Here is a 23,530-nt window from a genome sequence, read left to right as displayed (position 1 = left end):
CCCCTAGCAGTACGAGCCCGAGGATTCTAGGCTCGATTCATGACCAATCAACCAGCCGCCGCACGGATGGATAATCTCCCAGTCCACGATTGTTGGGCCCAACTCCGTAAGGTATCGGTAGGCAGGCTCGCCCTCTGGAATAAGGACCATCCCGATATTTTCCCCATAAATTACACAGTGGACCACGGCACGCTCGTGTTTCGCACCGGCGAAGGGACCAAGCTCACGGCCCTGCTCGAAGACCATCCCGTTGCTTTCGAAGCCGACGGCGTCGACCCTGACACCGGCATCGCCTGGAGCGTGGTGGTCAAGGGATCTGCCGTTCTCCTGTCGTCAACTGACGACATTCTGGACAGCTTTTCCCTGCGACTATTCCCTTGGCATTCAGGCCACAAAGACAACTTTGTTCGCATCCAGCCGACGTCGGTCACAGGACGACGATTCAAGGTCACCCCGCCGGCGGACTGGTGGACTGCGTACGCCAATGCGCCTCACTCGCCGCCTGAATGAGGCGAGGCGCTCAAGCTTGATGCTCGATGCACGACGCACGACGCCAACGGCGATATCCGCCACACCTGTTCGCCCTCGGCCAGATATTGGCGGCCGATTGACGGTTTATCCGGCCACTGCCGAAAGGAACCACCGTGGATCAGAACATCGTAATTGGCATCGGGCACATGACCCGGGACACGTCCCTGCAGATCCCTCGCTAGGGCCCCGATGAACACTCCCTCCACCCATGCGGATCGCATTGTCGTTGGAATCGACGGCTCCGACCACTCCACGCACGCCTTGAGAGCCGCGGCAGGCCTCGCCAGTGCCCTGAACCTTCGACTCGAGGCCTTAACCTGCTGGAACCGGTCCGAAATATATCTTGCTGCGCAGATCCCCGCGGGAGTGTTTGCGGAAATCGACCCGCGGGAAGCGGAGGCTGCCCGCTTCGTGGAGGACGCCGTCGAACGCGTCTTTGGCCTGGAACGGCTGCGGGGCCTGATCACCGACATCAGGCACGGGCATCCGGCCCAGATCTTGGTGCAGGAAAGTGCCAACGCCCGACTGCTTGTCGTGGGCCGGCGCGGACGGGGTGGCTCCCGCGGACTTCGGCTTGGATCTGTGTCGTTCGTATCCATCGCACATGCCCGGTGTCCAGCACTCCTAGTCAGCAGTCAGGAGTAGGCCGCCATCGTCAGCTACCACTGCCATAAGAGAGGGAAGACGTTTATGCCGTTCATACGCCGATATTTCATGGTCGTTGCCACTGTCGGGGTCGGGGTGGTCGTGCTCCTGTTGTGGATCCTCGGCAGCGGGACCGGCGCGCAATGGCTGGCCAGTGTTTTCGCGTTGACGGCCGCCCTTTATAGGGGTGCTGCCATGGTGCGTGACATGTTCCATGGCCGGTGGGGTGTGGATATCCTTGCTGTGACGGCCATCGTCAGTACCGTCGCCGTAGGCGAATACGTTGCAGCCCTCATTGTTGTGCTGATGCTCTTTGGTGGCTCAGCACTCGAAGACTACGCCTCGGGCAGGGCGAAAGCAGAACTCAGCGCGCTGTTGGACCGCGTCCCCCAAACAGCCCACCGGGAAACTCCAGCCGGGGATTTGGAGGACGTTGCTGTAACGCAAATCAAGGCCGGGGATGTACTCGTGTTGAGACCAGCCGAGGTTGTTCCCGTTGACGGGCGTCTGCTCTCCCCAACCGCCTGCTTTGATGAATCCACCATTACAGGCGAAAGTCTTCCAGTGGAGTTGAAGCAGGGTGCTGGGGTGCTGAGCGGATCAGTCAACGGTGTTGCCGCGGTGAGGCTGGCCGCCACAGCCAAACACTCCCAATACAGCCACATTGTTGCACTGGTGCGTAACGCAGCCGCCAGCAGGGCACCTGTGGTTCGGCTCGCCGACAAATACGCTGCACCATTCACGGTGCTCGGCCTCCTGCTGGGAGGACTGGCCTGCCTGCTCAGCGGTGAGGCTGTGCGGTTCGCGGAAGTGCTGGTGGTTGCCACCCCCTGCCCACTCCTGATTGCAGCACCCGTGGCCTTTCTCGGCGGCATGAGTCGATCGGCAAGAAACGGAATCATTGTCAAGAACGGGGGCACTCTTGAACAGCTCGCCCGGATCAGGACCGCAGTCTTTGACAAGACCGGCACGTTGACGCAGGGTCAACCCTCGTTGGAGCAGATCCGGCTGTCAGACGCACCTGTCGCTGCCAGTTCGGATGAAAGGCTGCTCGCTTTGGCGGCGTCCGCGGAGCTGCATTCCTCGCACGTACTCGCCGCATCGGTGGTTTCAGCGGCGCGGGCCAGACAGCTGGTTATCCCCATGCCGTCGGAAGCCGCGGAACACGCTACCGACGGTGTGGCTGCCGTTGTCGACGGGCACCGGGTCTTCGTGGGGAAGCAGGCGTTTGTGGAACAAGTGACAGGCCCCATCGATGCGACAGTCTTTGCCAGCGGGCAACTGGCCGTCTACGTGGCGATTGAAAATGTCTACGCCGGAGCGCTCATCATGAGGGATCCCTTGCGCGACAATGCCATGGAGACCCTGGCCGCACTGGGTGTACTGGGCGTGAGGCGCACCGTGATGGTGACAGGCGATGCTGAGGCGACGGCCCGGCACATCGCCCAGGCTGCTGGAATCACCGAGGTGTGGGCCGCATGTCAGCCAGAGGACAAGGTCAATATTGTCAGGACATTCGCTCCGCGGCCAGTCATGATGGTGGGAGATGGCATCAACGATGCGCCCGTGTTGGCCGCGGCGGACGTTGGAGTGGCCATGGAGCGCTCACGCGCTGGCCACCGGTCCACTTCACCGACGTCCCGGCAGTCGATCCCCCACAGTCCCCTTGGTCACCACCATGGGGCAGTCGATTCGGGCGAGCACCAGCGATCCGATGGCGCCGGGGTTCATGTGCTTCACGGCTTCCCTGCCGCGGCTTCCAACCACAAGAAGTGCGGCTCCTTCCGCTGCGGCCGCAAGGGCCTCGGCTGCGGCCTTCCGGGTGTCCAGCACACGATCCACTGCCAGATGCGGGTAGCTGGCGTCGACAGCGGTGGCTGCTGCAACCAAAATCCGGTCACTTTCGCTTGACAGGTCCACCCCAGACCGGTCCTTCCCCTTCCCCCGTGCCGCAGCTCGGGCGCCGGCGGTGGAATGCACGATGGTCAGTGGCTGCCTCAATGCCGCCGCCTCCCCGGCAGCTACACGCAAGGCGCGTTCCGATTCGGGGCCCCCGTCGACACCCACCACCACGCCGCTTCCTGGCTTGGTGGTTCGCGGAATGACAGCCACCGTGCAGGCACTGCGGATCACCAAGGGCAGGACCACTGCACCGAAGCCTTCCCCATGTGCGCCGCCTGGTTTGTCCCGGCCCACCACCACCATGGCCGCACCGACAGAGAGTTCATCAAGCAGCTCGGCCACTTCACCCTGCTTCACGGTCGCGTGAACGGCTGTTGGAGGAAGTGATGATGAGATCCTAGCCCGTTCAGCATCCAACGCACCCACTGCCGTTTCATGCGCTTCCCGAGCCAGTCTCGGTGTTCCGGGGCCCCAGGCATCCGGCATGCACCACACCAGATTCACGTCGCAGGCCAACCGTTGAGCGCGCAGGACCGCCCAATCCACTGCGGCCGACGATGCCGGTGAGCCGTCAAAACCCACCACGATGGTGCCTGGCATGTGCCCTCCTGTTCGACACGGTAAGGATCCCGTGCTGGTTTCTGCAAACATACTGTGACTTGCCGGGATTGACGGTTTCGCACGGATCCGTGGCACGGTCCCTCCACCCTAGTTCCTGCATGTTGCCCAGCCGAAGCAAATCTGCCGATTCGCACTCGCCGTGGGTATGCACTTCGCCCGAGGATCATGGGGTTGCGATATGGCGGCCATCACCGGGGCACCAGTGGGCGTGGAACGCTGAACCGCGCGGCCCGACGGTGGATGCGGTGGCTGTTTCCCCGCAGGCGGCTTGGGCCAGGCACCGGAAATTCGCGGGCGAAGAACCACTTCTTTGCCGTCTCCACCAAGACCAGGTAAAAAACCACCATGACGAGCAGTGCTGCGAAGAAGAATGGGGGCAACGGGTCGAAGCCCAGGACACTGCCCACGGGCGAGAGCGGCAACAGCACACCCACAATGACCACTCCGAGGGACGCCCACAGCAGCCCGGCCGAGGGACGACTGCGCAGGAACGGTACTCTGCGGGTCCGGATGGCAAAAATGATCAGCGTCTGGGTGGCAATGGATTCAATGAACCAGCCGGCACGGAACTCGCCCGGCACAGCATGAAAGGCCAGCAGCATCAGGGCGAAGGTCGCAAAATCGAACAGCGAGCTGATGGGCCCGAAAACCAACATGAACCGCCGAATAAAGGCAATGTTCCAATGGGACGGAGCCAGGAGCTGCTCCTTGTCCACACGGTCCCCCGGGATGGCCAGCTGCCCCGTGTCGTAGAGCAGATTGTTCAGCAAGATCTGCCCCGGGAGCATGGGCAGGAAGCTCAACACCACGGACGCTGCTGCGGCGCTGAACATGTTGCCGAAATTGCTGGAGGTTCCCATGAGCACGTACTTGATCGTGTTGGCAAAGATGCGCCTGCCCTCACGCACCCCCTCGGCCAGGACTCCAAGGTCCTTGTCCATCAGGACTATGTCCGCCGCATCCTTGGCAACGTCGGTGGCACTGTCCACTGAGATGCCAACATCGGCGTGATGCAGCGCCAGTGCGTCGTTGACTCCGTCACCCAAAAAGCCCACGGACCGGCCTTGCTGGCGCAACAAACTGATGACGCGGGCCTTCTGCTCCGGTGACACTCGGGCAAAGATCCCGGTCTCCCCCAGCGCCGCTGAAAGTTCTGAATCCGAGAGCGCATCAATTTGTGCGCCAGTCAGCGTCCCCCCGGACTTCAGACCCAGATCCCTGCACACCTTTTCGGCCACCCGAGCATTGTCTCCGGTGGCAATCTTGACTGTGATGCCGAGATCGAACAACTCCAGCAGAGAGCCCTTCGCATTGGACTTGGGCTTGTCCAGAAAGACCAGAAATCCGTCCAGGACCAGACTGCGTTCATCCGCTGAATCCATGGATTCCATGCCCACAGCGGTACGTGAAGCAACAGCAACTACCCGGGATCCGGCGTCGTACTCGTGGTCGAGCAGGGCCTGCACCTCCTTTGGGACATGCTCGCAGAGTGGCAGAACATCCTCCGGTGAGCCCTTCGTGACAAGGACCCGGTTACCATCCGCGCCGACCACGAGCGCACTGGTCCGGCGGCGCCGGTGGTCGAAAGGGATGATGTCCAGCCGGTGGTGGTCGGCAGGGACAAAACTACGGGCCCTCGGCGCCTCCCACAGCGCCGCGTCGAGTGGATTCTGTGCCGCGGACGAGACAACCCCGTGGGAATAGTCGGCTTCGGTGGCCACCAGTCCCAGCGTGAAAAGGGCAGCCTCCGTGATCTCCGGGCGGACGGGGAGGGCGGTGGTGAAGCTGATGCGGCCCTCGGTGAGCGTGCCCGTTTTGTCCGTTACGAGCACGTCCATGTCGCCGAGATCCTCAATGCAGACCAGACGCTTGACGAGCACCTGGCGACGGGCCAGCACGCGGGTTCCGGCGGCCAGACAGGTGCTGACGACGGCCGGCAACAGTTGAGGTGTGATGCCGACGGCGATGGCCAAGGAAAACAGCAACGAGTCGAACAAGGGGCGGCCAAGGAGGAGATTGGCAACAAAAATGAGCGTGGTCAGGACCACGGCCACCTGAAGCAGTAGGTACGAGAACCTTTTCAGGCCTACTTGGAATTCTGTCTGGGGGTGGCGCTCGCCCAGCCCCAACGCTATGCGGCCAAACTCGGCCTGACCGCCCGTGGCAACCACAACCCCCGTGCAGCTCCCCGTCTGCACAACGGTCCCCATGAAGACGCAACACGACAAGTCTCCCAACGCCGACTCCCCTGTGACCGGAGCAGGCAGCTTGTCCACGGGCAGTGACTCGCCCGTCAGGATGCTCTCATCACACAACAGACCCTCGCTGTCCAGCAGCCGGATGTCCGCCGGGATGACTGCGCCCAAAGCCAGCCGGACAACGTCGCCGGGCACCAGATCCGCTACGCCGATTTGGCATTCCGCACCGTCCCGAAGGACAACCACGGTATGCGTGACGCGGGAGTGAAGTGCCTCAGCGGCCCGTTCGGCCCGGAATTCATTGCTGAATCCCAGCCCGACGCTGGCAAGCAAGATGACTCCGATGACTGTCGAATTCGTTGCATCCCCCAAGAACAAGGACACACCGGCGGTGACAACCAAAAGAATCAAGATGGGACTGCGCAATTGGCGCCAAAGCACCGGCCATGGACTGGCCTTGTGCGTTCTCAAGGCGTTGGGGCCAACCTCATCCAGCCGCCGGTGCGCCTCGGCAGTGGCAATCCCCCTGTGGGTGAACCCCAATTCTTTCAGCGTCTGCTCGGGCGTCAACCGGGCAGCATCTTCGATGGTGAGCACCTGGGCAGCTGCCCCGGCGGACCTAGATGTTGCCAGTTGGCTCATCGACGTCCTGCCCCTGTGACTCCTGCACTGTCGCTGGCCTCCCCTCGCCCACCAGCTGTGCCCCATGGACCACAAGGACCGGACACCGGGCATGGGCGGCACAGGCGGAGCTGACAGAGCCAAGCAACATGCCTGCGAAACCGCCGTGGCCCCGCGAACCGACAATAAGCATTTGTGCGGACTGCGCCAGGTTGAGCAACACCGGCACCGGTCGGCCGCGACGAACTTCGGCAACCAGGCCAGCCGGCGAATCTCCTTCGAACGCTTGATTCAGCGCTTCATCCAGCACCCGCTGTGCTTCTGATTCGCCATCCCAATCGGTGACGGGATATGGCCCGTACACCGTTTCAAGGTGCCATGCAGAAATGGCCATGATGGTGCATCCAAGTGTGGAAGCCAGCGTTTTGGCCCACCGCAACGCCAAGATGGATTCCGGGGAACCGTCCACTCCGACGACAATGGGTGCCGCCCTGCGAGGTGTCACATCGGTCATGTTCACTACCAACCTTCAGTTGCTTGAACCCGGGTGCGCCCCACAGGGGTGCTGTGTGCACCGGTACCAGGCACGGCCCGGCATCATTCACGCTTCATGTTTGTCCAAGCTGACGGCCCTGCACAGGGTACAAGGGCCCTAACTGCGAGAGCCGCATCGTGCCACTCTAGAAAGAACAGACGTAGGCTTCCTGCGTCGGTAAGCCAGTCACTTGGGCTCGCAGTGAACCAAAGACGATACGGAGTCAACCTTGAAGAGCCAGCTCAACCAAGTCACCACCAAAGGTCAAAACAATGTCCACCCCGTAGACGCCGAACCCGTCCTGGGGCCGTACGAGCTTGAGCTGCTCAACCGATATTGGGATGCTGCCAATTACCTGACGGTGGCGCAGATCTATCTGCAGGAGAATGCCCTGCTGCGGTCCCCCCTTGCGGCGGAACAAATCAAGCCCCGCTTGCTGGGCCATTGGGGAACCAGCCCCGGATTGTCCTTGATCTACGTCCACTTGAACCGGCTCATTCGCAATACCGGAGCCAAAATACTGTTCATGGCCGGCCCCGGCCATGGCGGCCCGGCTGTGGTTGCAAATCTCTATCTCGAGGGGACCTACTCCGAAATCTATCCCCGCGTCAGCCAGGACCCTGAGGGGCTCCGGCAGTTGGTTCGCCAGTTCTCCACCCCCGGCGGCATCCCCAGTCACGTCGGCCCGGCAACACCCGGGTCCATCCACGAAGGCGGCGAGCTGGGCTATTCGCTGGCCCATGCCACGGGAGCAGCCATGGATAACCCGGAACTTATCGTGGCCTGCGTGGTCGGCGATGGAGAAGCCGAAACCGGCCCACTTGAGGGTGCATGGAAGGCTCCGTCCTTCCTCAACCCGAGCCGGGACGGCGCCGTGCTTCCGATATTGCACCTCAACGGCTACAAGATCTCCGGCCCCACAGTGCTTGGGCGCCAGTCCGACGAGCAGGTCATGGCGCTGCTGCGCGCACACGGTTGGGACCCCGTCGTCGTCGCCGGCAACGACCCCACTCTGGTGCACCCCCAACTGGCAGAGGCTGTGGAGAACGCCCACGCCCGCATTGTCCAGATCCAGGAGCAGGCGCGCCAACGCGGAGCCACCGGCCCCGCTCCCTGGCCGGCGATCATCCTGCGCACGCCCAAAGGCTGGACCGGTCCGGAGGTTGTCGACGGAATTCAGGTGGAAGGCACGTTCCGCGCCCACCAGGTCCCGTTGGCCGGTGTCCGCGAGAACCCCGCCCATCTGGCCCAGCTGGAGGCCTGGCTGCGCTCCTACAAACCCGAAACACTCTTTGACGCTGCCGGCCGGTTGGTGCCGGAACTGGCTGCCCTGGCACCGCAAGGTGACTTGCGCATGGGCGCCAACCCCTGGGCCAACGGCGGCACGGACGTGTCTCCATTGCCTTTGCGTCCCCTCGAAAACTACGCCCTTGATGTGCCTGTGCCGGGGTCCATCAAGCACGAGACCACCAGGCCCCTGGGTGAAATGCTCCGCGACATTTACACGGACACCTCCCAGGATCCCCGTTTCCGGCTGTTCAGCCCGGACGAGACCAACAGCAACAGGCTCGGCGCCGTCTTCGAAGTCACCGACCGGTGCCAGATGGAGGCTGTCCGGGACGGTGATGACCATCTGTCCCCGGACGGGCGCGTCATGGAGGTCCTCTCCGAACACCTCTGCCAGGGCTGGCTCGAAGGCTACGCCCTCACCGGACGGCACGGACTGTTCGCCACCTATGAGGCGTTCGCCATGGTCAGCGCCTCCATGACCATCCAACACGCCAAATGGCTCCAGCACGCCCGCGAACTTCCATGGCGAAACCCCGTGCCCAGCCTCAACATCCTGCTCACCTCAACCTGTTGGCGCAATGACCACAACGGCTTCAGCCATCAGGGACCAGGCCTGATCGACACCGTCCTCTCACTCTCGGGCACCGTCATCCGCGTCTACCTGCCACCGGATTCCAACACCTTGCTGGCCGCAGCCGAACACGTCCTGCTCAGCAAGGACTACGTGAATTTGGTGGTGGTGGACAAGCAGGCCCACCCCCAGTATTTGAACCTCGACGACGCCCGCAGGCATGCTGCTGCCGGTGCCTCGATCTGGCACTGGGCAGGAAACGACGACACGCCCAGCGGAGAGATCACCCACCGGAGCGCGTTGTCCGGCACTGAATCCTCCATCACCACCCCTGACGAGCCAACGGGGGCAACCGAACCGGACATTGTCATGGCCTGCGCCGGCGACGTCCCGACAGAGGAGACTTTGGCCGCCGCGTGGCTGCTCCAGCATCATGTCCCGGAGCTGCGGGTGCGCGTTGTCAACGTCATGGATCTGCTCGTGCTGCCTCCACGCGACACGCACCCCCACGGGCTCTCCGCCGTTGACTTTGAAAGGCTGTTCACCACTGACGGCGAGGTGATAGTTGCCTGGCATGGATATGCCCGGGCGTTCCACCAGCTTCTGCATAGCCGCCCGAACCCGGGTCGGTTCCACGTCCGTGGCTACAACGAGCAGGGCACCACCACCACCCCGTTCGACATGGTGGTCCTGAACCGCATGAGCCGGTACCACCTGGCCCTGGAGGCGCTGACCCGGGTCAACGGCCACTTTGACGGAGCACAGGAATTGGCAGAGCACTGCCGGCAGATGCTTGGCAAACATGAAACCTACATTCGCGGGCATCTGGAAGACATGCCGGAAATTCGCGACTGGGTCTGGACCCCGCCCCAGGACCGAAGGAATGCACCTTGACCACCGAACCAGGACCCCTCACGATCATCGTGGGTGTCGACGGATCAGACTCATCCATCGAGGCGCTGCGTCAAGCCCTGTGGTTGGCGAAAGCGCTCAACGCAAGTGTGACGGCCTTGACCTGTTGGAACTACCCCAGCGCCTATGCTGCTCCCTACGCGTTGGGCGGATTCGATTTCAAGGGGACAGCCCAAAAAATCCTCGACACCGCCGTCGCGGATGCGTTCGGCCCGGACCGGCCCGGGAATCTCACAACCCGGCTGGTCCAGGGACCAGCCCGGCCAACACTGATTGAAGCCAGCAGGCATGCCTCGCTGCTCGTTCTTGGGCGCCGTGGCATGGGCGGTTTCAAAGGCCTGTTGCTGGGCTCCGTCAGTGCAGCCTGCACAGCCCACGCCCACTGCCCCGTGGTCGTCGTCCACGCGCCAAAAGTGGACGAACACCATGCATAGGCCGCCGGCGGCCCCACCCTTCGCGGGCAAGCTGCCGCAAGGGGCCGCCTGCTAGTTTGGGCCCATGAGCAACTTAACCGGATCCCACAGCAACGAACCGCACACGGCCAACATTGCGGGGCGCCTGAACTGGCTCCGGGCCGGGGTCCTCGGCGCCAACGACGGCATCGTTTCAGTGGCCGCAACGGTGGTGGGCGTCGCGGGTGTGACCAACACGCCCACCCCAATTCTTGTGGCCGGCACCGCCGCCCTGGTGGGCGGTGCCGTTTCCATGGCCCTGGGCGAGTATGTATCCGTGAGCAGCCAGCGCGACAGCCAGCGGGCATTGGTCGAAATGGAACGCCGGGAGCTGGCCGAGGACCCGGGGGCGGAGTTGGCAGAACTCACCGGCCTTTATCTGGCCAAGGGCCTGAGCGATGCGACAGCACAGCAGGTGGCGCTCGAACTCACTGAACATGACGCCCTGGCCGCCCATCTCTCCGCAGAGCTGAACATTGACGAGGCTGACGAGGCCAGCCCCTGGCAGGCTGCCTACGCCTCGGCCGCAGCCTTCACCATCGGCGCCATACTGCCGCTGATTGCCATCCTGCTGCCACCCACCGCATGGCGGATCCCGGTGACGTTTGCCGCCGTCCTGCTGGCCCTTGCCCTCACCGGCACACTGAGCGCCGCCATCGGGGGCAGTTCCAAGACCACCTCGGCCGTGCGCCTCGTCATTGGCGGCGCTCTGGCCCTCGCGGCGACTTATGGAATTGGCAGCCTGCTCGGGGCAAGCGGGGTCATTTAGCGGCCTTTAGGGCCAGTGCCGGCTTGGGGCACAGCGCAACCGCCTCGCGAGCATCCTCTAGATCGTCCACACCAATCTCAACGATTGTGCGCTCGCCATTGCGCGCCTGCCTGGCCATGGGGTACCCCAGTCATCTCGGCCCAACAGCTCCGGCAGCACTTTGGTGCACAGCCTGCGGCCGTCACACCTGGTCCAGTCAATGTGGAGTGTTTCGCACATGATGCTCCGGCGGTGGTGCGTGCGCAGTTCCCCACGAGGTGGGCGCGTACGTCGTCGGAAAATGTCTCCAATGCGGTGCCGACCAGCCGGGCCGTGCCATCCGGATGGTGGCAGGCTCGCCTACCGACAACTCCAGCTTGCCGGGCACGGTGCGTGGCTGGACGAACGTGTGACGGCGGCACGCAGGAGCACCAGGGTGCTAAAGTTTGGGCCTTTGTGCCCTACCTTGGCTTAACCGTCCCTCCGTAGGATCGTCACATGAGAGATGACAAAGTGGCACCCAAAGCAGAATCCCTGACAACCCAGCAATGCTGGAAGCTCCTTTCCGACACGTCAGTCGGCAGGCTTGCCGTGATCGTTGGCGGGAAGCCGGACGTCTTCCCGGTGAACTACAAGATCGACGGCGAATCCCTCCTGTTCCGCACGGGCCCCGGCACCAAAGTTGATGCCATCAATGACGATGCCAGCGTCGCGTTGGAAGCAGACGCTGTCAGCGCAGAATTTGGCCTCGCGTGGAGTATCGTCGTCAAAGGCAGCGCCGAAAGCGTGCCGGCGGACGGCTCTGAACTTAACGCTGCAGTTCGTGGATTGTTTCCATGGCAAGGGGTGGGAAAGAGCCATCTCATTCGCATTGTGCCGGACACCGTTACTGGCAGGCGTTTCACGATGGATGCTTCCATGACGTGGAACCTTCCCTTGAATGACGCAGTCCGGGCTGGGCTCGAATAGGCGACTCCCGGGCATTCCACCCGGGAACTGTCTCTGCCTGTCTCCAACGGGACTTGGTAACCCTCTGGCCGCTGGAACCTTGGAGAGGATACGTCCTTCGCATCGGCAGCGCTCTCTGCTGCGGGTGCCATGGACGGTCCGCAACACGGCCTGGTTTAGCCCAACTGGACAAGTCCACCGCAAGACTGCGGCCAGTCCACGTGGGGGAAGGGTCACATCCCTCTCCCACGGCCAGTACTGTCCCGCTCCGGTCTGTCCCGTCCCGGTGGTTGCATCCCGCCCACACGGACGTGGTCGGCGATATCCCGCGCGCCTGCCGTTGCATGTACCCGGCCGTGCCCGCACCGCTCACATCCTTGGTTCTGTCCGCGCACATCCACGGTGCGTCACCCAGCCGCTGGTCGCAACTGAGCCCGGCCGGGAGTCGCCGTCAGGACCGCTGCGATCATCATCGCCGAGGTACCCGCTAAACCGTCACCCGCGCCGCACACCTAGCCTCGTACGCACGTTTAGCACCGGCTGCCCGTCATGCTCGCCATGTCTCCGGAGGGGTCGCTTTTTCATTTTCCGGAGCCAAAGTTGCCAACCAGAACACTCAGGGTCCGCTCCACGCCGGCTGCCGCCAAGGCGGCGTTGACGCATCGGGAGGTTGATCCAGTGTTACGTCTCATTGACGCCCCTGGTGAGGCAGTGTTCGACTTTGCTGCCGGCCATTTCCGGCGCGCCCCGGCCAACTGAGGCCACCAACTACCTGAACCCAGTTTCCACGGCCGCTGTTCCTGGCCTCCCCGTGATCACGGACGTGGGCAAACGCCGGGCGGGAACAACTTGGCGGGGCTGAATCACTACCTCGAGAAGCCGGGCCCACGGTCGGGAGCCGCCCTGTCACGTTCAACGGCAACGGCGCTCCCAGCGACTCCCAGCAAGGCAAGGACCAGGGCCAGTTCCACAATGCCGAGCCCAAAGTAGACCGCCTGCAGGAATGAGTACCCATGGATGACGGCCAGCTCCACGAAGATCCAGATCAACATGCCAAATCCGGCGACGGCCGCTGCCAAAAGGGACCACTGGCGGTTTGCGAGCAACGCCAGTGCGGCCAACAATTGGGTGCCGCCGACCACCAAGCCGAGGATGAGTCCCGGGACCACGAACGAATGGAACGGGCTGCCCTCCAAAGATGCCAGGGGCATTCCGGCGCCGTTGAAGACCAAGGCCATCACGGCACCCACAACTGCGGAAAATGCCCCAAAAAGGAAGAGAATGACGAGTGTTGCCCGGGCATGCTTCATGATGCTGGAGCCTTTCCAATGGTTTTCGATGCCTGTGCGGCAAGATTCCCGCCCGCGGGCTGGGCACAGGTCACTTCTCCGGACAGCATGATCGTTTCCCGGTCGGTGACAGGGAGACACCCCGGCGGTGCGACCATGGCGGATCCGGTCTGGTCCAGATGGCTGTCGGCGGCCTTGGAGGCACGGCCGGCGACGAGGGATGCGCCCCCAAACTGCGTGTCGGCGGCTGCTGCACTGCCGCGTGTCCGCGACTGCGCCCGAAACCATTCACACACGCACTGTCAAGAAACGGCCGCACCTGCCGCCCCGGCCAGATGTTTGTGAACCAGAGGAATACGACGGCGGCGAACGCCGCAAAGATGTACCCTCCCCTTCGCCCGGCGGCACCCATTCGTGCCCTCCCCTGCCGAAGCAGGGAAAGTCGGGCTGCTTCTTCAGTCATGCCTCCCATGGTGTCCCAATCTCCGCTGGTCCCCTAGAGGCGAAAGCCCCGGTGGCACCGCCAAAGATGGCACGGCAACACAATCTGGCCACGTCTTGGCAATGGCAGAATCTGCCAGAGAGCGGTCGCTTCCTGCCGCCCGGGCGCTGGCCCGCTGGAACACCTGCCGCAACTGCAGTCCCGGAGGTCACCAGCTGGCGGCTGCTCCGGTTCTGGTTGCCGCTTCCCCTTCGGCGCGCTTGCCAGCGCGTCACTTCGCCTGGGCACGTCGCACCGGAGGCCGGGCGACGTGCCAATGACGACGTACTCAACGGTGGAGCACTGTGGATTCCCGGGTTTCCAGCACCATGTTCAAGCTGTCGCCAGGCCCAAGGACGTGCTCCTGGCCTTCAATGTTGATGTGGATAGGCGCGGCCCGGCCTGCGGCGAGGATCATCGAGACGTTGTCTGCAGTGAGCGTGACGGCAATTTGCTGGCCGCGGAAACAAAGCTGGAAAGATGCGCGTGAGAGCTCATTCGGCAGCAGGGGATGCAGCCACAACGTGTCCCCACGCGTTTCCACCCCTCCATAACAGCGCAGCACCATGTCCGAGGTCCCGGCCATGGCGCCGAGGTGCACGCCTTCCCTTGTGCTCCCGCCCTGGGTGTCTGCAATATCGCATTCCAGGCTCTGGGTGAAGAGTGTCCAGGATTGTTGCCGGTCGCTGCGTGCCAGGACCCAACTGTGCGCCAGCCTGCTCAAGGTAGAGCCATGGCTGGTACGGGCCAAATAGTAGCTGATGGTCCGAGGAACCATATCGGGTGGAAACAGGTAGCCAAGCCGGTCGAAAACTTCCCTGAGTTCCTCGGCAGACAACAGGTAAAACAGCATGAGGACATCGGCCTGTTTGGACAGCTTGTAGTTGTTGGTCGAGTCCCCTTCCGCCTGAAGTATGAGATCCAGGCGGGCAATATCACCGTATCGGTGACGATAGCTGGCCCAGTCAAATTCCTTCAGCTCCTCATACCCTTCAAATTGGCTGATGACACCGTCGGCGTGAAATGGCACCCGCAGCCGGCGGCTGATCCTGTCCCATGCGGCGAGTTCCTCCGGCCCCACGGAGAGGCGCAACTGAAGGGATCCGCCGTCGACCGCTGAGACAGTGTCCATCGCTTCCGCGGATTTCACCAGAACCCATGATGCAAGCACGTTTGTGTAGGCATTGTTGCGCACGCCCTCGCCGGGCTGGCCCGGGTAACCGTCATGGAATTCATCAGGACCCATGACCGCCGTGATGTCGTATCTGTCATCCACCGAGGAGGATGTGGCCAGGGCGGCGAAGAATCGGGCAACTTCCACCAGTAGTTCGGCACCGTACCGGGCCAGGAATGCGGTGTCACCGGTGGCCTGAAAGTACATCCAGACGTTGTAGGCAATGGCCAGGCCACTATGCCGTTGCAGCCGGGAGTTGTCCGGCATCCATTGCTGGTCCCGAACATTGAACAGTGCGGATGGTGTCTCTTCCCGGCCGTCGCTGCCGCTCTGCCATGGGAACATGGCCCCAACGAAACCCGCCGCCCGGGCCGCCGCCCTGGCCTCGTCCAAGCGACGGTACCTATACAGCAGGAACGACCTGGTGAGGTCCGGGCGCCTGAGGGTGAGCATCGGAAATACGAACAGTTCATCCCAGAAAATATGTCCCCTGTAGCCTTCACCATGCAGTCCCCTCGCTGGCACGCCGGCGTCCAGGTCGGGTCCGGCTGAGGCGACGGTTTGCAGCACATGAAAGGTGTTGAGGTTCAGCGCCTGGCGGTGGCTTGGTCCGGTTCCCAAGGCCATCCCAAAAATACCCCAGAGGTCGTCCCAGGCGATTTTGTGGGCCCGCAGTAGAGTCTCCGGCGCCGCCGTCCGCGCCATCCGCGCGCTCGCAGACAGCGGGGCAGTTGACAATGCCCGGTCGCGCGAAGTAGTTGCCGCCACAGTCCTTTCTATGGTGACAGGCCGTCCCGGCTCCACGGCGAAGTGGATGGAGAACCCGGCCCTGACAGCATCCAGGAGCGGCCGGCGCCTGACCGTGACCGGCTCCCCCACGGCATTTCTCAGGCGCGTGCGAAGGGCCATGGCAATGGCGATGCCTGACTGCATGGTCCGGGATTTCCACAGGACGGTTTCCTCATCTAGCCGGCTGCCGCCAATGGCCATGAGGTGGTCACCGGAGAGGTGGCTGTCAGCTTCGGAGTTCCGGTTGCCCGCAGCTGCCTTGATGGCAGAAACCACCTCCATCTCCCCCACCCAGTCCTCGGCTTCGACGGTTGTTTCAATGACAGCCAGATGGGGGTCAGCCATTGACTGGAACTGCCGGGACACCACACGTGTGGTCCTGCCGGCGGAGTCGCGATAGCGGTTGCTCCGAGTCAATATCCCGTGCCGGAGGTCAAGGGACTGGTGGTGGCTGAGCATCTCCGGCTCCCCCGGTTGCAGCAGTGGACCGCCAACCGGCTGGATGGAAAGAAATGTCCAATCAGGGGCATTGACCATGTGCTCGGCTTCATCAATCCGTCCGGCCAGCTGTGTCACGGCGCGGTTGTAGACACCTGCGAAGTACGTTCCCGGATAGTGGGTTTCGTCGGCGTGCGTGCCGGGAACGGATCCCCGGGTGGCCCAGTACCCGTTTCCGAGTGCGCACAGCGTTTCTCGCTGGCCTTCCTGGGCTGGATCGAAGCCATCGAAGCCCAGCAGCCATTCGTCAACGACCCCATCTTTGGTCCATGGTTCATCTTCGGTTTGGGCTGGCGGTGCCCAATTGGTGGCACTTGCCGGCGGCCGCACCAGTGACAGGGCGCTGAGGTCTTTGACGACGACGTTCGCCCCGGACTCCAGCAGGCTTCCGTTCCCCGTGCCCCTGTCGACACCAACGACCAACGCAAAGCCGCCGGATACCCCGGCCTGGACACCCGCCGAGGCGTCTTCCAGGACGACGGCGTCCGCCGGCCGGACATGGAGACGCCGGGCTGCCTCAAGGAACATTGCCGGGTCCGGTTTCCCCGGCAGTTCAAGGTTTGCCGCATCGGTTCCATCCACGAGAACAGTGAACAGTTCTGTGATGCCTGCTGCAGCCAATATCGCCCGGCAGTTCCGGCTGGCCGTGACCAGGGCAGTTGGCACCATGGCACCGAGGAGCCGGCGCAACAGCGCCAGCGCATCGGGGAAGACGACTGCCCCTGGCGCCTTGATGAGTCCCCCGAAGATTTGTTGCTTTCGGGCGGCCATGCCGAAGATGCTCAAGGTGCCCGGTGCGTCGCCGGAATCGCCTTCGGGTGCATGGATTCCCCGATGTGCCAGAAAGGTCCTGATGCCGTCTTCGCGACTCCGGCCGTCAACGAACGTCCGGTAGTCCCGTTCAAGGTCAAAACCTTCGCCCGAGTCACTAGACAAGACTGGCAATACTTCATCAAAAAGCGTCTTCCATGCTGCCGCATGCACCTTGGCGGTGTCCGTGACCACGCCGTCCATGTCAAAAATGACGGCACCGTAGCCACCTGCCGGCGCCGTCCTGTTGTGCGCCCGTGAGACATTCCGGAGTTTCATGTCCTCCACCATTCCCGTTTCCGCGTGTTTTGACGCCCGCAAGCTGCCTCCGGCCCTATGCCGCCTGGGCGGCAATGCTCATTCCTATGTTCCCTGCAAATGCCCGGGCTGCACAGGGCACAAGGTCCCACCTTGTCCGCGGGGGTCCGGCTGCCAAATGGTTCATATGCGGGCACTTTGGCCCTAATCACGGCGCCCGTCCGGCAGTAGCGTCGATGGTGCGGGCCGGATCTCCTGGCCAAGTGCAGTCCCACGCAGCAGCACCCATCGAGAGGACATGTCATGAAAGCTCTGGTTTACCAAGGCCCAGGCAAGAAGGAATGGAAAGACGTTCCGATGCCCCGGCTGGCCAACCCCGGTGACGTGATAGTCCGCGTGGACACCACCACTATTTGCGGCACGGACCTGCACATCTTAAAGGGCGATGTTCCTGCCGTCACGCCGGGCCGTATTCTGGGCCATGAAGGCGTTGGCACAGTCGCGGAGATCGGATCAGGCGTGAACGACTTGGCGGTCGGCGACCGCGTCATCATCTCCTGCATCAAGTCCTGCGGGCACTGCATCAACTGCCGCAGCGGCTTGTATTCACACTGTCTCGGGGACGAGGGTGCCTCCGGCATTGGCTGGGTTTTTGGGCACCTCATCGACGGAACCCAGGCCGAATATGTCCGTGTGCCCTACGCCGACAACTCGCTGCACAAGCTGCCCGACGGCGTGAGTGACGTCCAGGCTGTCATGCTCTCTGACATTTTGCCCACCGGATTCGAGATTGGGGTCCTTGCCGGCCAGGTCAAGCCCGGTGACGTGGTGGCGGTCATCGGTGCCGGCCCCGTGGGGCTCGCCGCCATGATGACCTCGGGGTTGTGCGGCGCGGCCAAGGTCATCGCCCTTGACGTGGACAAGGGCCGACTGGAGCAGGCCAGAAAATTTGGCGCCACAGACGTCGTCAACTCCGGCACCGAAGACTGGAAAGAGCAGGTCTTTGCCCTCACCGACGGGGCCGGGGTGGACGTTGCCATCGAAGCCGTCGGGCTTCCGGAAACGTTTGTGATGGCAGTGGACACGGTGCGCCCCGGCGGCCATGTGGCCAACGTCGGCGTTCATGGAAAGTCCGTCGAACTGCACCTGGACGAGCTGTGGATTCGCAATATCACCATCACCATGGGCCTGGTTAACGCAAACACCACGCCCATGCTGCTCAAGCTCGTTGCCTCGCACAAGATCCCTGCCGAACAGTTCGCCACCCACTTCTTCACCTTCGATCAAATGCTGGACGCCTACGAAACGTTCTCGAATGCGGCCACCACCAAGGCCCTCAAGGTCGTCATTTCACGCGCTGGCTGAGCGCCGCGCAGCAAGCAGATCCGGTGGGAAATAGCATTTTCTCGCCATTGTGAAAGGAAGAAAACCATGTCCCAGGTAACCATCATCGGCAACGGACACATGGCCAGGGCCATAGCTGTACGCATGATCCATGCCCGCCATTCGGTCCAGATCCTTGGCCGTGACGGAGAAAGAACCCGCGAGCTGGTCGAAGACCTCGGTGCCGGCGCCACGGGGGGCGGAGAAGAAGCAGTGGTCGAAGGCGGCATCGTCTTTCTGGCAGTCCCCTATGAGGAAGCAATAAACGCGGTGCTCCTCTACGGAGAAACCTTGGCCGGCAAGGTAGTGGTCGACATCAGCAACCCGGTCAACCTGGCAGACTTTGACTCAATGCGTACCCCCGCAGGGACATCGGCAGCAGAGCAGGTTGCCCTGCATGCTTCCAAGGAAGCTTTGGTGGTCAAGGCATTCAACACCTGTTTCGCGGCAACCCTTGAAGCCGGACAGGTTGCCGGACAGCCCTTGGACGTCTTCATTGCAGGCGACTCACAGGAAGCCAAGCTCAAAGTCAGCGCCGTCGTGGCCGCATCCGGCCTACGTCCGATCGACGTCGGCCCCCTCCGCCGGGCGCGGGAACTGGAGGCCATGATGCTGATGCTCATGGGATTGCAGGTGGACCCGGAACATGAGAACTTCAATTGGGACACTGCAATCAAGCTTCTTCCGTGATCTCCTGGAGCGGGAGCGACATGACTGCACAAACCAGTGAGCCCGATCGCGTCGTCAGTGGTGCCCGATCCGGCCACTCGGTCAGGGCCTTGGGGACAACCGCAACATCACGATAGCCACAGCGGAAGGCGGGACCCGACGGCGGCCCCGCCTTCCGCTGAGCCGGGCTCAGTGCGGATGCGCCAGGGAGACTGTTTCCAGATACTCTGCCGCCCGTGCTTTCCATCCCAGTTCGTGCTTGATCCGCAGGCGCAGGGCCTCGGAGGCGTTAGGTTCACCGTGGACGATGTAGCTCATGCGCGGCGCTTCCGGGGCATTCCGCAACCAGGCCATGATGGCGTCAGCATCGGCGTGGGCCGAAAACGCCTCCGTCTGAAATACTTCCGCCCGGACGGCGATATCCTGCCCATAGATGCGCAGCTGGCGGTTCCCTGATGCCAGCGAAGCTCCCCGAGTTCCGCCGGCCTGGTATCCGGCCAGCACAATCGCATTCCTGCGGTCCTGCCCATAGCTGGCCACGTGGTGGAGGATCCGTCCGCCGGTGAGCATGCCGCTGGCGGAGATGATGATCATGGGCCCGCCACGGAGATTGAGCAGCTTGGACTCATCCACTGTCCGGGTCATGGTTGCCAGCTTGTACATCTGGCTAAACTCGGCGTCGCTGATCCGGTGCTCGTCGCGGTGCCGCTGGTACATGAGCGAGGCATCGATTGCCATCGGACTGTTCAGAAAGATCGGGACCTCCGGGATCGCGCCGCGACGCAGCAACCTCGACAAGCTCAGCAATATGCTCTCGGCCCGCCCCACTGCGAACGAGGCAATCATAATCACACCGCCACGCTTGAGCACCCGGTTGACCAGTTCCCCCAACCCGTCGTCGGCGTTTCCGGGCGGGTGCGAGCGGTTTCCGTACGTCGATTCCGTGACAAGAACATCCACCGGTTCCAGTCCCCGGGGTGGGTACATCAGGGGGTCGTCCGCCCGCCCCAGATCCCCCGTGAAATGGACGCTGTGCCCGGCGATCGACAAATGGATCTGCGCGGCACCAAGAATGTGACCAGCGGGTAGCAAGGTCGCGCTGATGCCCCCGCCAACCTCGAAGGGCCTGTCAAAGTCGTGGGCCCGGAAGCTCTTGAGCGAGCGCACCGCGTCCGCAGCCGTGTACAGGGCCACGGGCGGGGTGTGGATGGAAGAGCCCCTGTGTTCGGCGTAGTGGGCTTCCTCCTCCAGCAGGTGCCCGCTGTCTGGGAGCAGCAGGGAGCACAGCTCCTGGGTTCCCTCTGTGGCGTGGATGGGGCCGCGAAACCCGTCACGGACCAGTGCCGGCAGATATCCGGTGTGGTCAAGGTGGGCATGGGTCACAATGACGGCATCGATTGACGACGCCGGCACGGGCAACCTGGCCCGGTTTCTGTCCCGGAGGTACTTATAGCCCTGAAACAGGCCGCAATCCACCAGTATCCGCTGTCCTGGCGCTTCCAGCAGGTACTTGGAACCAGTGACGCTCCCTGCACCGCCGAGAAAACGCAACGTTGGGCTTTGATCCTGGTTCATGTCGCTCCCCTGCTTGTCGAGTGGCCGGCACCCGCCGCCATTAGGGAAAATCCCGACGGCGGGGCGATCCGGCATTGTGCATTAAGGCTAGGCACCTGGCGCAGGAGCGCCTAGGGCATTAGGACCCCACCCGGAGCTCACTGTCCGGGCGCTGCCGTGGTTTGAAGTTCGTGCTTCGCTACGACCTCGGCCGCCGCGATGATGGGGACGGTGCGCAGGAAGCTGTCCGGATTCAACGAGATGGAATCGATGCCCTCGGCAACCAGGAACTGTGCAAAGTCCGGGTGGTTGCTGGGGCCCTGCCCGCAGATCCCAATGTGGATGCCTGCCGCATGGGCTCCGGCGACCGCTGCACTGATCATGGCCGTCACGGCCTCGTCGCGTTCGTCAAAGAGCTGCGCAAGGGCAGCCGAGTCCCGGTCCACACCGAGCACCAGTTGCGTTAGGTCGTTTGAACCGATGGAGAAGCCGTCAAACTTGGCGGCAAACTTTTCAGCCAGGACAACATTTGCAGGGATCTCGCACATCATGTACACCTTGAGCCCGTCCTTACCTCGGATAAGGCCGTTCTCGGCCATCACCGCCAGGACACGGTCAGCTTCGCCCAGCGTCCGGCAGAACGGCACCATCACGATGACATTCATGAAGCCGCAGTGGGTGCGCAGGCGCCGGATGGCCCGGCATTCCAGCTCAAAACCGGGCCGGTAGCGCGGATCATAGTAACGTGAGGACCCCCGAAATCCGATCATCGGATTGGATTCCTCCTCTTCAAAGGCTGAACCACCCACCAGATGGGCGTACTCGTTGGTCTTGAAGTCGCTGAACCGGACCACCGCCGGGGCGGGGTAAAAGGGTGCCGCCAGCTTGGCCAGCCCGCAGGCCAGGGTGTGCACAAAGTAGTCTGCCGGGTCGTCATAGCCGCGCGTGAGTTCCTTGATCCTGGCCCGGTCGGCCGGATCCGTAACCCGCTCCGGGCGGGCCAGGGCCATCGGGTGCACCTGCACCATGTCGTTGATGACGAACTCCATGCGCGCCAGCCCTATGCCCTTGGCCGGCAGGCGCCACCACTTGAACGCCTCGGACGGGCTGGCCAGGTTGAGCATGACGGCCGTCCGCGTGGCCGGCATTTCGCCAAGGTCCACATCGTCTTGGGTGTTCGCCAAGAGCCCCTCATAGACGTGGCCGGCGTCCCCATCCGCACAGGAAACCGTGATGGCCTGCCCTTCCGCAATCACGCTGGTGGCGATTGAGGTCCCGACGACGGCGGTGATCCCCAGTTCCCGGCTCACGATTGCCGCATGGCTGGTTGCCCCGCCCTTGTCGGTGACAATGGCCCTAGCCCGCTTCATGACCGGGACCCAGTCCGGATCGGTTTGTTCGGCAACCAGCACTGATCCGTCCACGAAGCTGCCGATGTCAGCGGCGCTCTTGATCACGCAGGCCGTGCCTGAGGCAATGGAATCGCCCACGGCGGCGCCTTCGGCCAGCAGCCGCCCCTCCTCGGTCAGCCGGTGCGTGGTCATCATTGTGCCGCTCCTGCGGGCCTGGACGGTTTCCGGCCTGGCCTGGACGATGAACAGTTCTCCGCTCACCCCGTCCTTGGCCCATTCCATGTCCATCGGCCGGCCATAGTGGTTCTCTATCTGGACGGCCCACCTGCCCAACTGGACTATCTCGCCGTCGTTCAGGCAAAAGGAGACCTGTTCCTCATCGCTTGCGTCAACCATGAGTGTTCCCGCACCACCGTCGGCAGAGTAGGTAAGTTTGCGAGCCTTGGAACCGAGTGTCTTCTCGATCACGGGTGAGAACGCCTCGGTGTCAAGGAGTGGTTTGAAGACCCCGTATTTGTCCGGGTTGACCATGCCCAGCACCACAGTCTCGCCGAGTCCCCAGTTGGCGCTGATGACGGCGGCCCTCGGGAAGCCGGTTTCAGTGTCGATGGAGAACATGACTCCTGCGGCGCCCACATCGGAGCGGACCATGAGCTGCACTCCCACTGACAGCGCCACCTCAAGATGCCCATAGTTCATGATCTCCCGGTAGCTGATGGCCCGGTCGGTGAACAGGGAGGCGTAGCAGCGCAGGCAGGCATCCACCAGTTGTTGCTCGCCCCTGACGTTCAGGAACGTTTCCTGTTGTCCGGCAAAACTGGCGTCGGGCAGGTCCTCGGCAGTGGCGCTGCTGCGAACGGCGACGGCGGGGTCCGCCTGTCCGGTGCGCACAGCAAGCTCGCGGTAGAAGGAACGTATGTGCTGGGAAATCCCGGCAGGGAACTCGCCCGTGAGGATCAGCTCCCGAATCTCAGTTCCAATGGACCGCCAGTTGGTGTCGCTGCCATCCCTGATGGCGAGGATCCGCTCCAGCTTTGGCGCCATGTCGTTCGCAACGATGAACTCCCGGTACGCGGACGCAGTGAGGGCGAAGCCGCCGGGCACCCTGACCCCTTCAGCGGACAGCGCATGGAGCATCTCACCTAGGGATGCATTTTTTCCACCAACGTCGGCAACGTCCTTGATGCCAACGTCCTCAAGCCAGACAACATTCACTTTGTTCACCGTAATCAGCTTTCCTTTTTCAGTCTCCCGGGCGCTCCGCCATGAGCGTCCTTGGGCCAGGTGCCCACGCAACTA

General features: G+C 62.9%; 17 protein-coding genes and 1 pseudogene. 9 read left to right on the top strand and 9 right to left on the bottom strand.

Going from position 1 to position 23,530, the window contains the following annotated elements; translation table 11 throughout:
* The first annotated feature begins 39 nt into the window (after positions 1–39).
* The 3 genes and pseudogenes from AB0O97_RS04200 to AB0O97_RS04190 form a co-directional block, all read left to right on the top strand.
* Positions 40–510: a pyridoxamine 5'-phosphate oxidase family protein gene (locus AB0O97_RS04200; RefSeq protein WP_256939587.1), complete on the top strand. Its 471-nt coding sequence runs from the start codon at positions 40–42 to the stop codon at positions 508–510.
* Between the two features lie 210 nt (positions 511–720).
* Positions 721–1,176: a universal stress protein gene (locus tag AB0O97_RS04195; RefSeq protein ID WP_363880252.1), complete on the top strand. Its 456-nt coding sequence runs from the start codon at positions 721–723 to the stop codon at positions 1,174–1,176.
* Between the two features lie 45 nt (positions 1,177–1,221).
* Positions 1,222–2,775 (top strand): annotated as a pseudogene (locus AB0O97_RS04190) (heavy metal translocating P-type ATPase); the annotation flags it as partial.
* A 30-nt stretch (positions 2,776–2,805) separates the two neighbouring features.
* Here the strand turns inward: AB0O97_RS04190 and AB0O97_RS04185 are convergent.
* From AB0O97_RS04185 to AB0O97_RS04175, 3 genes are all read right to left on the bottom strand, one after another.
* Positions 2,806–3,678 carry a universal stress protein gene (locus AB0O97_RS04185; RefSeq protein ID WP_363880249.1) on the bottom strand — a complete coding sequence of 291 codons (873 nt, stop codon included), beginning with the start codon at positions 3,676–3,678 and terminating at the stop codon, positions 2,806–2,808.
* A gap of 209 nt (positions 3,679–3,887) precedes the next feature.
* Positions 3,888–6,539, bottom strand: coding sequence for a magnesium-translocating P-type ATPase (gene mgtA, locus AB0O97_RS04180; protein WP_363880246.1), 2,652 nt, complete (start codon positions 6,537–6,539; stop codon positions 3,888–3,890).
* Positions 6,517–7,032, bottom strand: coding sequence for a universal stress protein (locus AB0O97_RS04175; protein WP_363880243.1), 516 nt, complete (start codon positions 7,030–7,032; stop codon positions 6,517–6,519). Before AB0O97_RS04175 ends, mgtA begins: the two co-directional genes overlap by 23 nt.
* Positions 7,033–7,354: 322 nt before the next feature.
* Between AB0O97_RS04175 and AB0O97_RS04170 the strand changes: the two genes are divergently transcribed.
* The 3 genes from AB0O97_RS04170 (at position 7,355) to AB0O97_RS04160 (ending at position 11,047) form a co-directional block, all read left to right on the top strand.
* Positions 7,355–9,808 (top strand): phosphoketolase family protein, encoded by a 2,454-nt coding sequence (locus AB0O97_RS04170; RefSeq protein ID WP_363880684.1) that lies wholly within the window; start codon positions 7,355–7,357, stop codon positions 9,806–9,808.
* On the top strand, positions 9,805–10,260 hold the full coding sequence (locus tag AB0O97_RS04165; RefSeq protein WP_363880240.1) for a universal stress protein: 456 nt from the start codon (positions 9,805–9,807) through the stop codon (positions 10,258–10,260). The genes AB0O97_RS04170 and AB0O97_RS04165 overlap by 4 nt, the downstream gene beginning before the upstream one ends.
* Before the next feature lie 64 nt (positions 10,261–10,324).
* Complete coding sequence (locus AB0O97_RS04160) at positions 10,325–11,047, top strand: VIT family protein (protein ID WP_363880237.1); 723 nt, start codon at positions 10,325–10,327, stop codon at positions 11,045–11,047.
* On the opposite strand, the gene AB0O97_RS04155 is transcribed toward AB0O97_RS04160, so the two are convergent.
* On the bottom strand, positions 11,040–11,165 hold the full coding sequence (locus AB0O97_RS04155) for a hypothetical protein (protein ID WP_363880234.1): 126 nt from the start codon (positions 11,163–11,165) through the stop codon (positions 11,040–11,042). The genes AB0O97_RS04160 and AB0O97_RS04155 overlap by 8 nt on opposite strands.
* Before the next feature lie 359 nt (positions 11,166–11,524).
* On the opposite strand from AB0O97_RS04155, the gene AB0O97_RS04150 reads away from it, so the two are divergent.
* The gene (locus AB0O97_RS04150; RefSeq protein WP_363880231.1) at positions 11,525–11,995 is read left to right on the top strand and encodes a pyridoxamine 5'-phosphate oxidase family protein; all 471 of its coding nucleotides are present in this window, start codon (positions 11,525–11,527) and stop codon (positions 11,993–11,995) included.
* A gap of 845 nt (positions 11,996–12,840) precedes the next feature.
* Here AB0O97_RS04150 and AB0O97_RS04145 read toward each other — a convergent pair.
* From AB0O97_RS04145 to AB0O97_RS04135, 3 genes are all read right to left on the bottom strand, one after another.
* Complete coding sequence (locus AB0O97_RS04145) at positions 12,841–13,284, bottom strand: hypothetical protein (protein WP_363880229.1); 444 nt, start codon at positions 13,282–13,284, stop codon at positions 12,841–12,843.
* A complete protein-coding gene (locus tag AB0O97_RS04140) occupies positions 13,281–13,559 on the bottom strand; it encodes a hypothetical protein (protein ID WP_363880227.1) in 279 nt (92 codons plus the stop codon). The genes AB0O97_RS04145 and AB0O97_RS04140 overlap by 4 nt, the downstream gene beginning before the upstream one ends.
* Before the next feature lie 474 nt (positions 13,560–14,033).
* Positions 14,034–17,294 carry a beta-phosphoglucomutase family hydrolase gene (locus AB0O97_RS04135; RefSeq protein ID WP_363880225.1) on the bottom strand — a complete coding sequence of 1,087 codons (3,261 nt, stop codon included), beginning with the start codon at positions 17,292–17,294 and terminating at the stop codon, positions 14,034–14,036.
* A gap of 282 nt (positions 17,295–17,576) precedes the next feature.
* Between AB0O97_RS04135 and AB0O97_RS04130 the strand changes: the two genes are divergently transcribed.
* Together AB0O97_RS04130 and AB0O97_RS04125 are read left to right on the top strand one after the other, a co-directional pair.
* Positions 17,577–18,638: a zinc-dependent alcohol dehydrogenase family protein gene (locus AB0O97_RS04130; RefSeq protein WP_363880222.1), complete on the top strand. Its 1,062-nt coding sequence runs from the start codon at positions 17,577–17,579 to the stop codon at positions 18,636–18,638.
* A 66-nt stretch (positions 18,639–18,704) separates the two neighbouring features.
* The gene (locus tag AB0O97_RS04125) at positions 18,705–19,346 is read left to right on the top strand and encodes an NAD(P)-binding domain-containing protein (protein ID WP_363880219.1); all 642 of its coding nucleotides are present in this window, start codon (positions 18,705–18,707) and stop codon (positions 19,344–19,346) included.
* Positions 19,347–19,514: 168 nt separating this feature from the next.
* Here the strand turns inward: AB0O97_RS04125 and AB0O97_RS04120 are convergent, their stop codons facing one another.
* Positions 19,515–20,900, bottom strand: a complete 1,386-nt coding sequence (locus AB0O97_RS04120; protein ID WP_363880216.1) for an MBL fold metallo-hydrolase — start codon at positions 20,898–20,900, stop codon at positions 19,515–19,517.
* A gap of 137 nt (positions 20,901–21,037) precedes the next feature.
* Complete coding sequence (ppsA, locus tag AB0O97_RS04115) at positions 21,038–23,455, bottom strand: phosphoenolpyruvate synthase (protein WP_363880214.1); 2,418 nt, start codon at positions 23,453–23,455, stop codon at positions 21,038–21,040.
* Between the last annotated feature and the right edge of the window lie 75 nt (positions 23,456–23,530).

The organism is Specibacter sp. NPDC078692, from assembly GCF_040686835.1.
Lineage (GTDB): Bacteria > Actinomycetota > Actinomycetes > Actinomycetales > Micrococcaceae > Specibacter.
This window is presented reverse-complemented; position numbering and strand designations above follow the sequence as displayed.

What these genes read in the sequence shown, in the direction of transcription:
- AB0O97_RS04145 (WP_363880229.1), bottom strand. Translation starts at nt 13,284, where the DNA reads ATGAAGCATGCCCGGGCAACACTCGTCATTCTCTTCCTTTTTGGGGCA.
- AB0O97_RS04200 (WP_256939587.1), top strand. Translation starts at nt 40, where the DNA reads ATGACCAATCAACCAGCCGCCGCACGGATGGATAATCTCCCAGTCCAC.
- AB0O97_RS04120 (WP_363880216.1), bottom strand. Translation starts at nt 20,900, where the DNA reads ATGAACCAGGATCAAAGCCCAACGTTGCGTTTTCTCGGCGGTGCAGGG.
- AB0O97_RS04130 (WP_363880222.1), top strand. Translation starts at nt 17,577, where the DNA reads ATGAAAGCTCTGGTTTACCAAGGCCCAGGCAAGAAGGAATGGAAAGAC.
- AB0O97_RS04150 (WP_363880231.1), top strand. Translation starts at nt 11,525, where the DNA reads ATGAGAGATGACAAAGTGGCACCCAAAGCAGAATCCCTGACAACCCAG.
- AB0O97_RS04185 (WP_363880249.1), bottom strand. Translation starts at nt 3,678, where the DNA reads ATGCCAGGCACCATCGTGGTGGGTTTTGACGGCTCACCGGCATCGTCG.
- AB0O97_RS04155 (WP_363880234.1), bottom strand. Translation starts at nt 11,165, where the DNA reads ATGGCCAGGCAGGCGCGCAATGGCGAGCGCACAATCGTTGAGATTGGT.
- AB0O97_RS04175 (WP_363880243.1), bottom strand. Translation starts at nt 7,032, where the DNA reads ATGACCGATGTGACACCTCGCAGGGCGGCACCCATTGTCGTCGGAGTG.
- mgtA (WP_363880246.1), bottom strand. Translation starts at nt 6,539, where the DNA reads ATGAGCCAACTGGCAACATCTAGGTCCGCCGGGGCAGCTGCCCAGGTG.
- AB0O97_RS04195 (WP_363880252.1), top strand. Translation starts at nt 721, where the DNA reads ATGAACACTCCCTCCACCCATGCGGATCGCATTGTCGTTGGAATCGAC.
- AB0O97_RS04125 (WP_363880219.1), top strand. Translation starts at nt 18,705, where the DNA reads ATGTCCCAGGTAACCATCATCGGCAACGGACACATGGCCAGGGCCATA.
- AB0O97_RS04160 (WP_363880237.1), top strand. Translation starts at nt 10,325, where the DNA reads ATGAGCAACTTAACCGGATCCCACAGCAACGAACCGCACACGGCCAAC.
- AB0O97_RS04135 (WP_363880225.1), bottom strand. Translation starts at nt 17,294, where the DNA reads ATGAAACTCCGGAATGTCTCACGGGCGCACAACAGGACGGCGCCGGCA.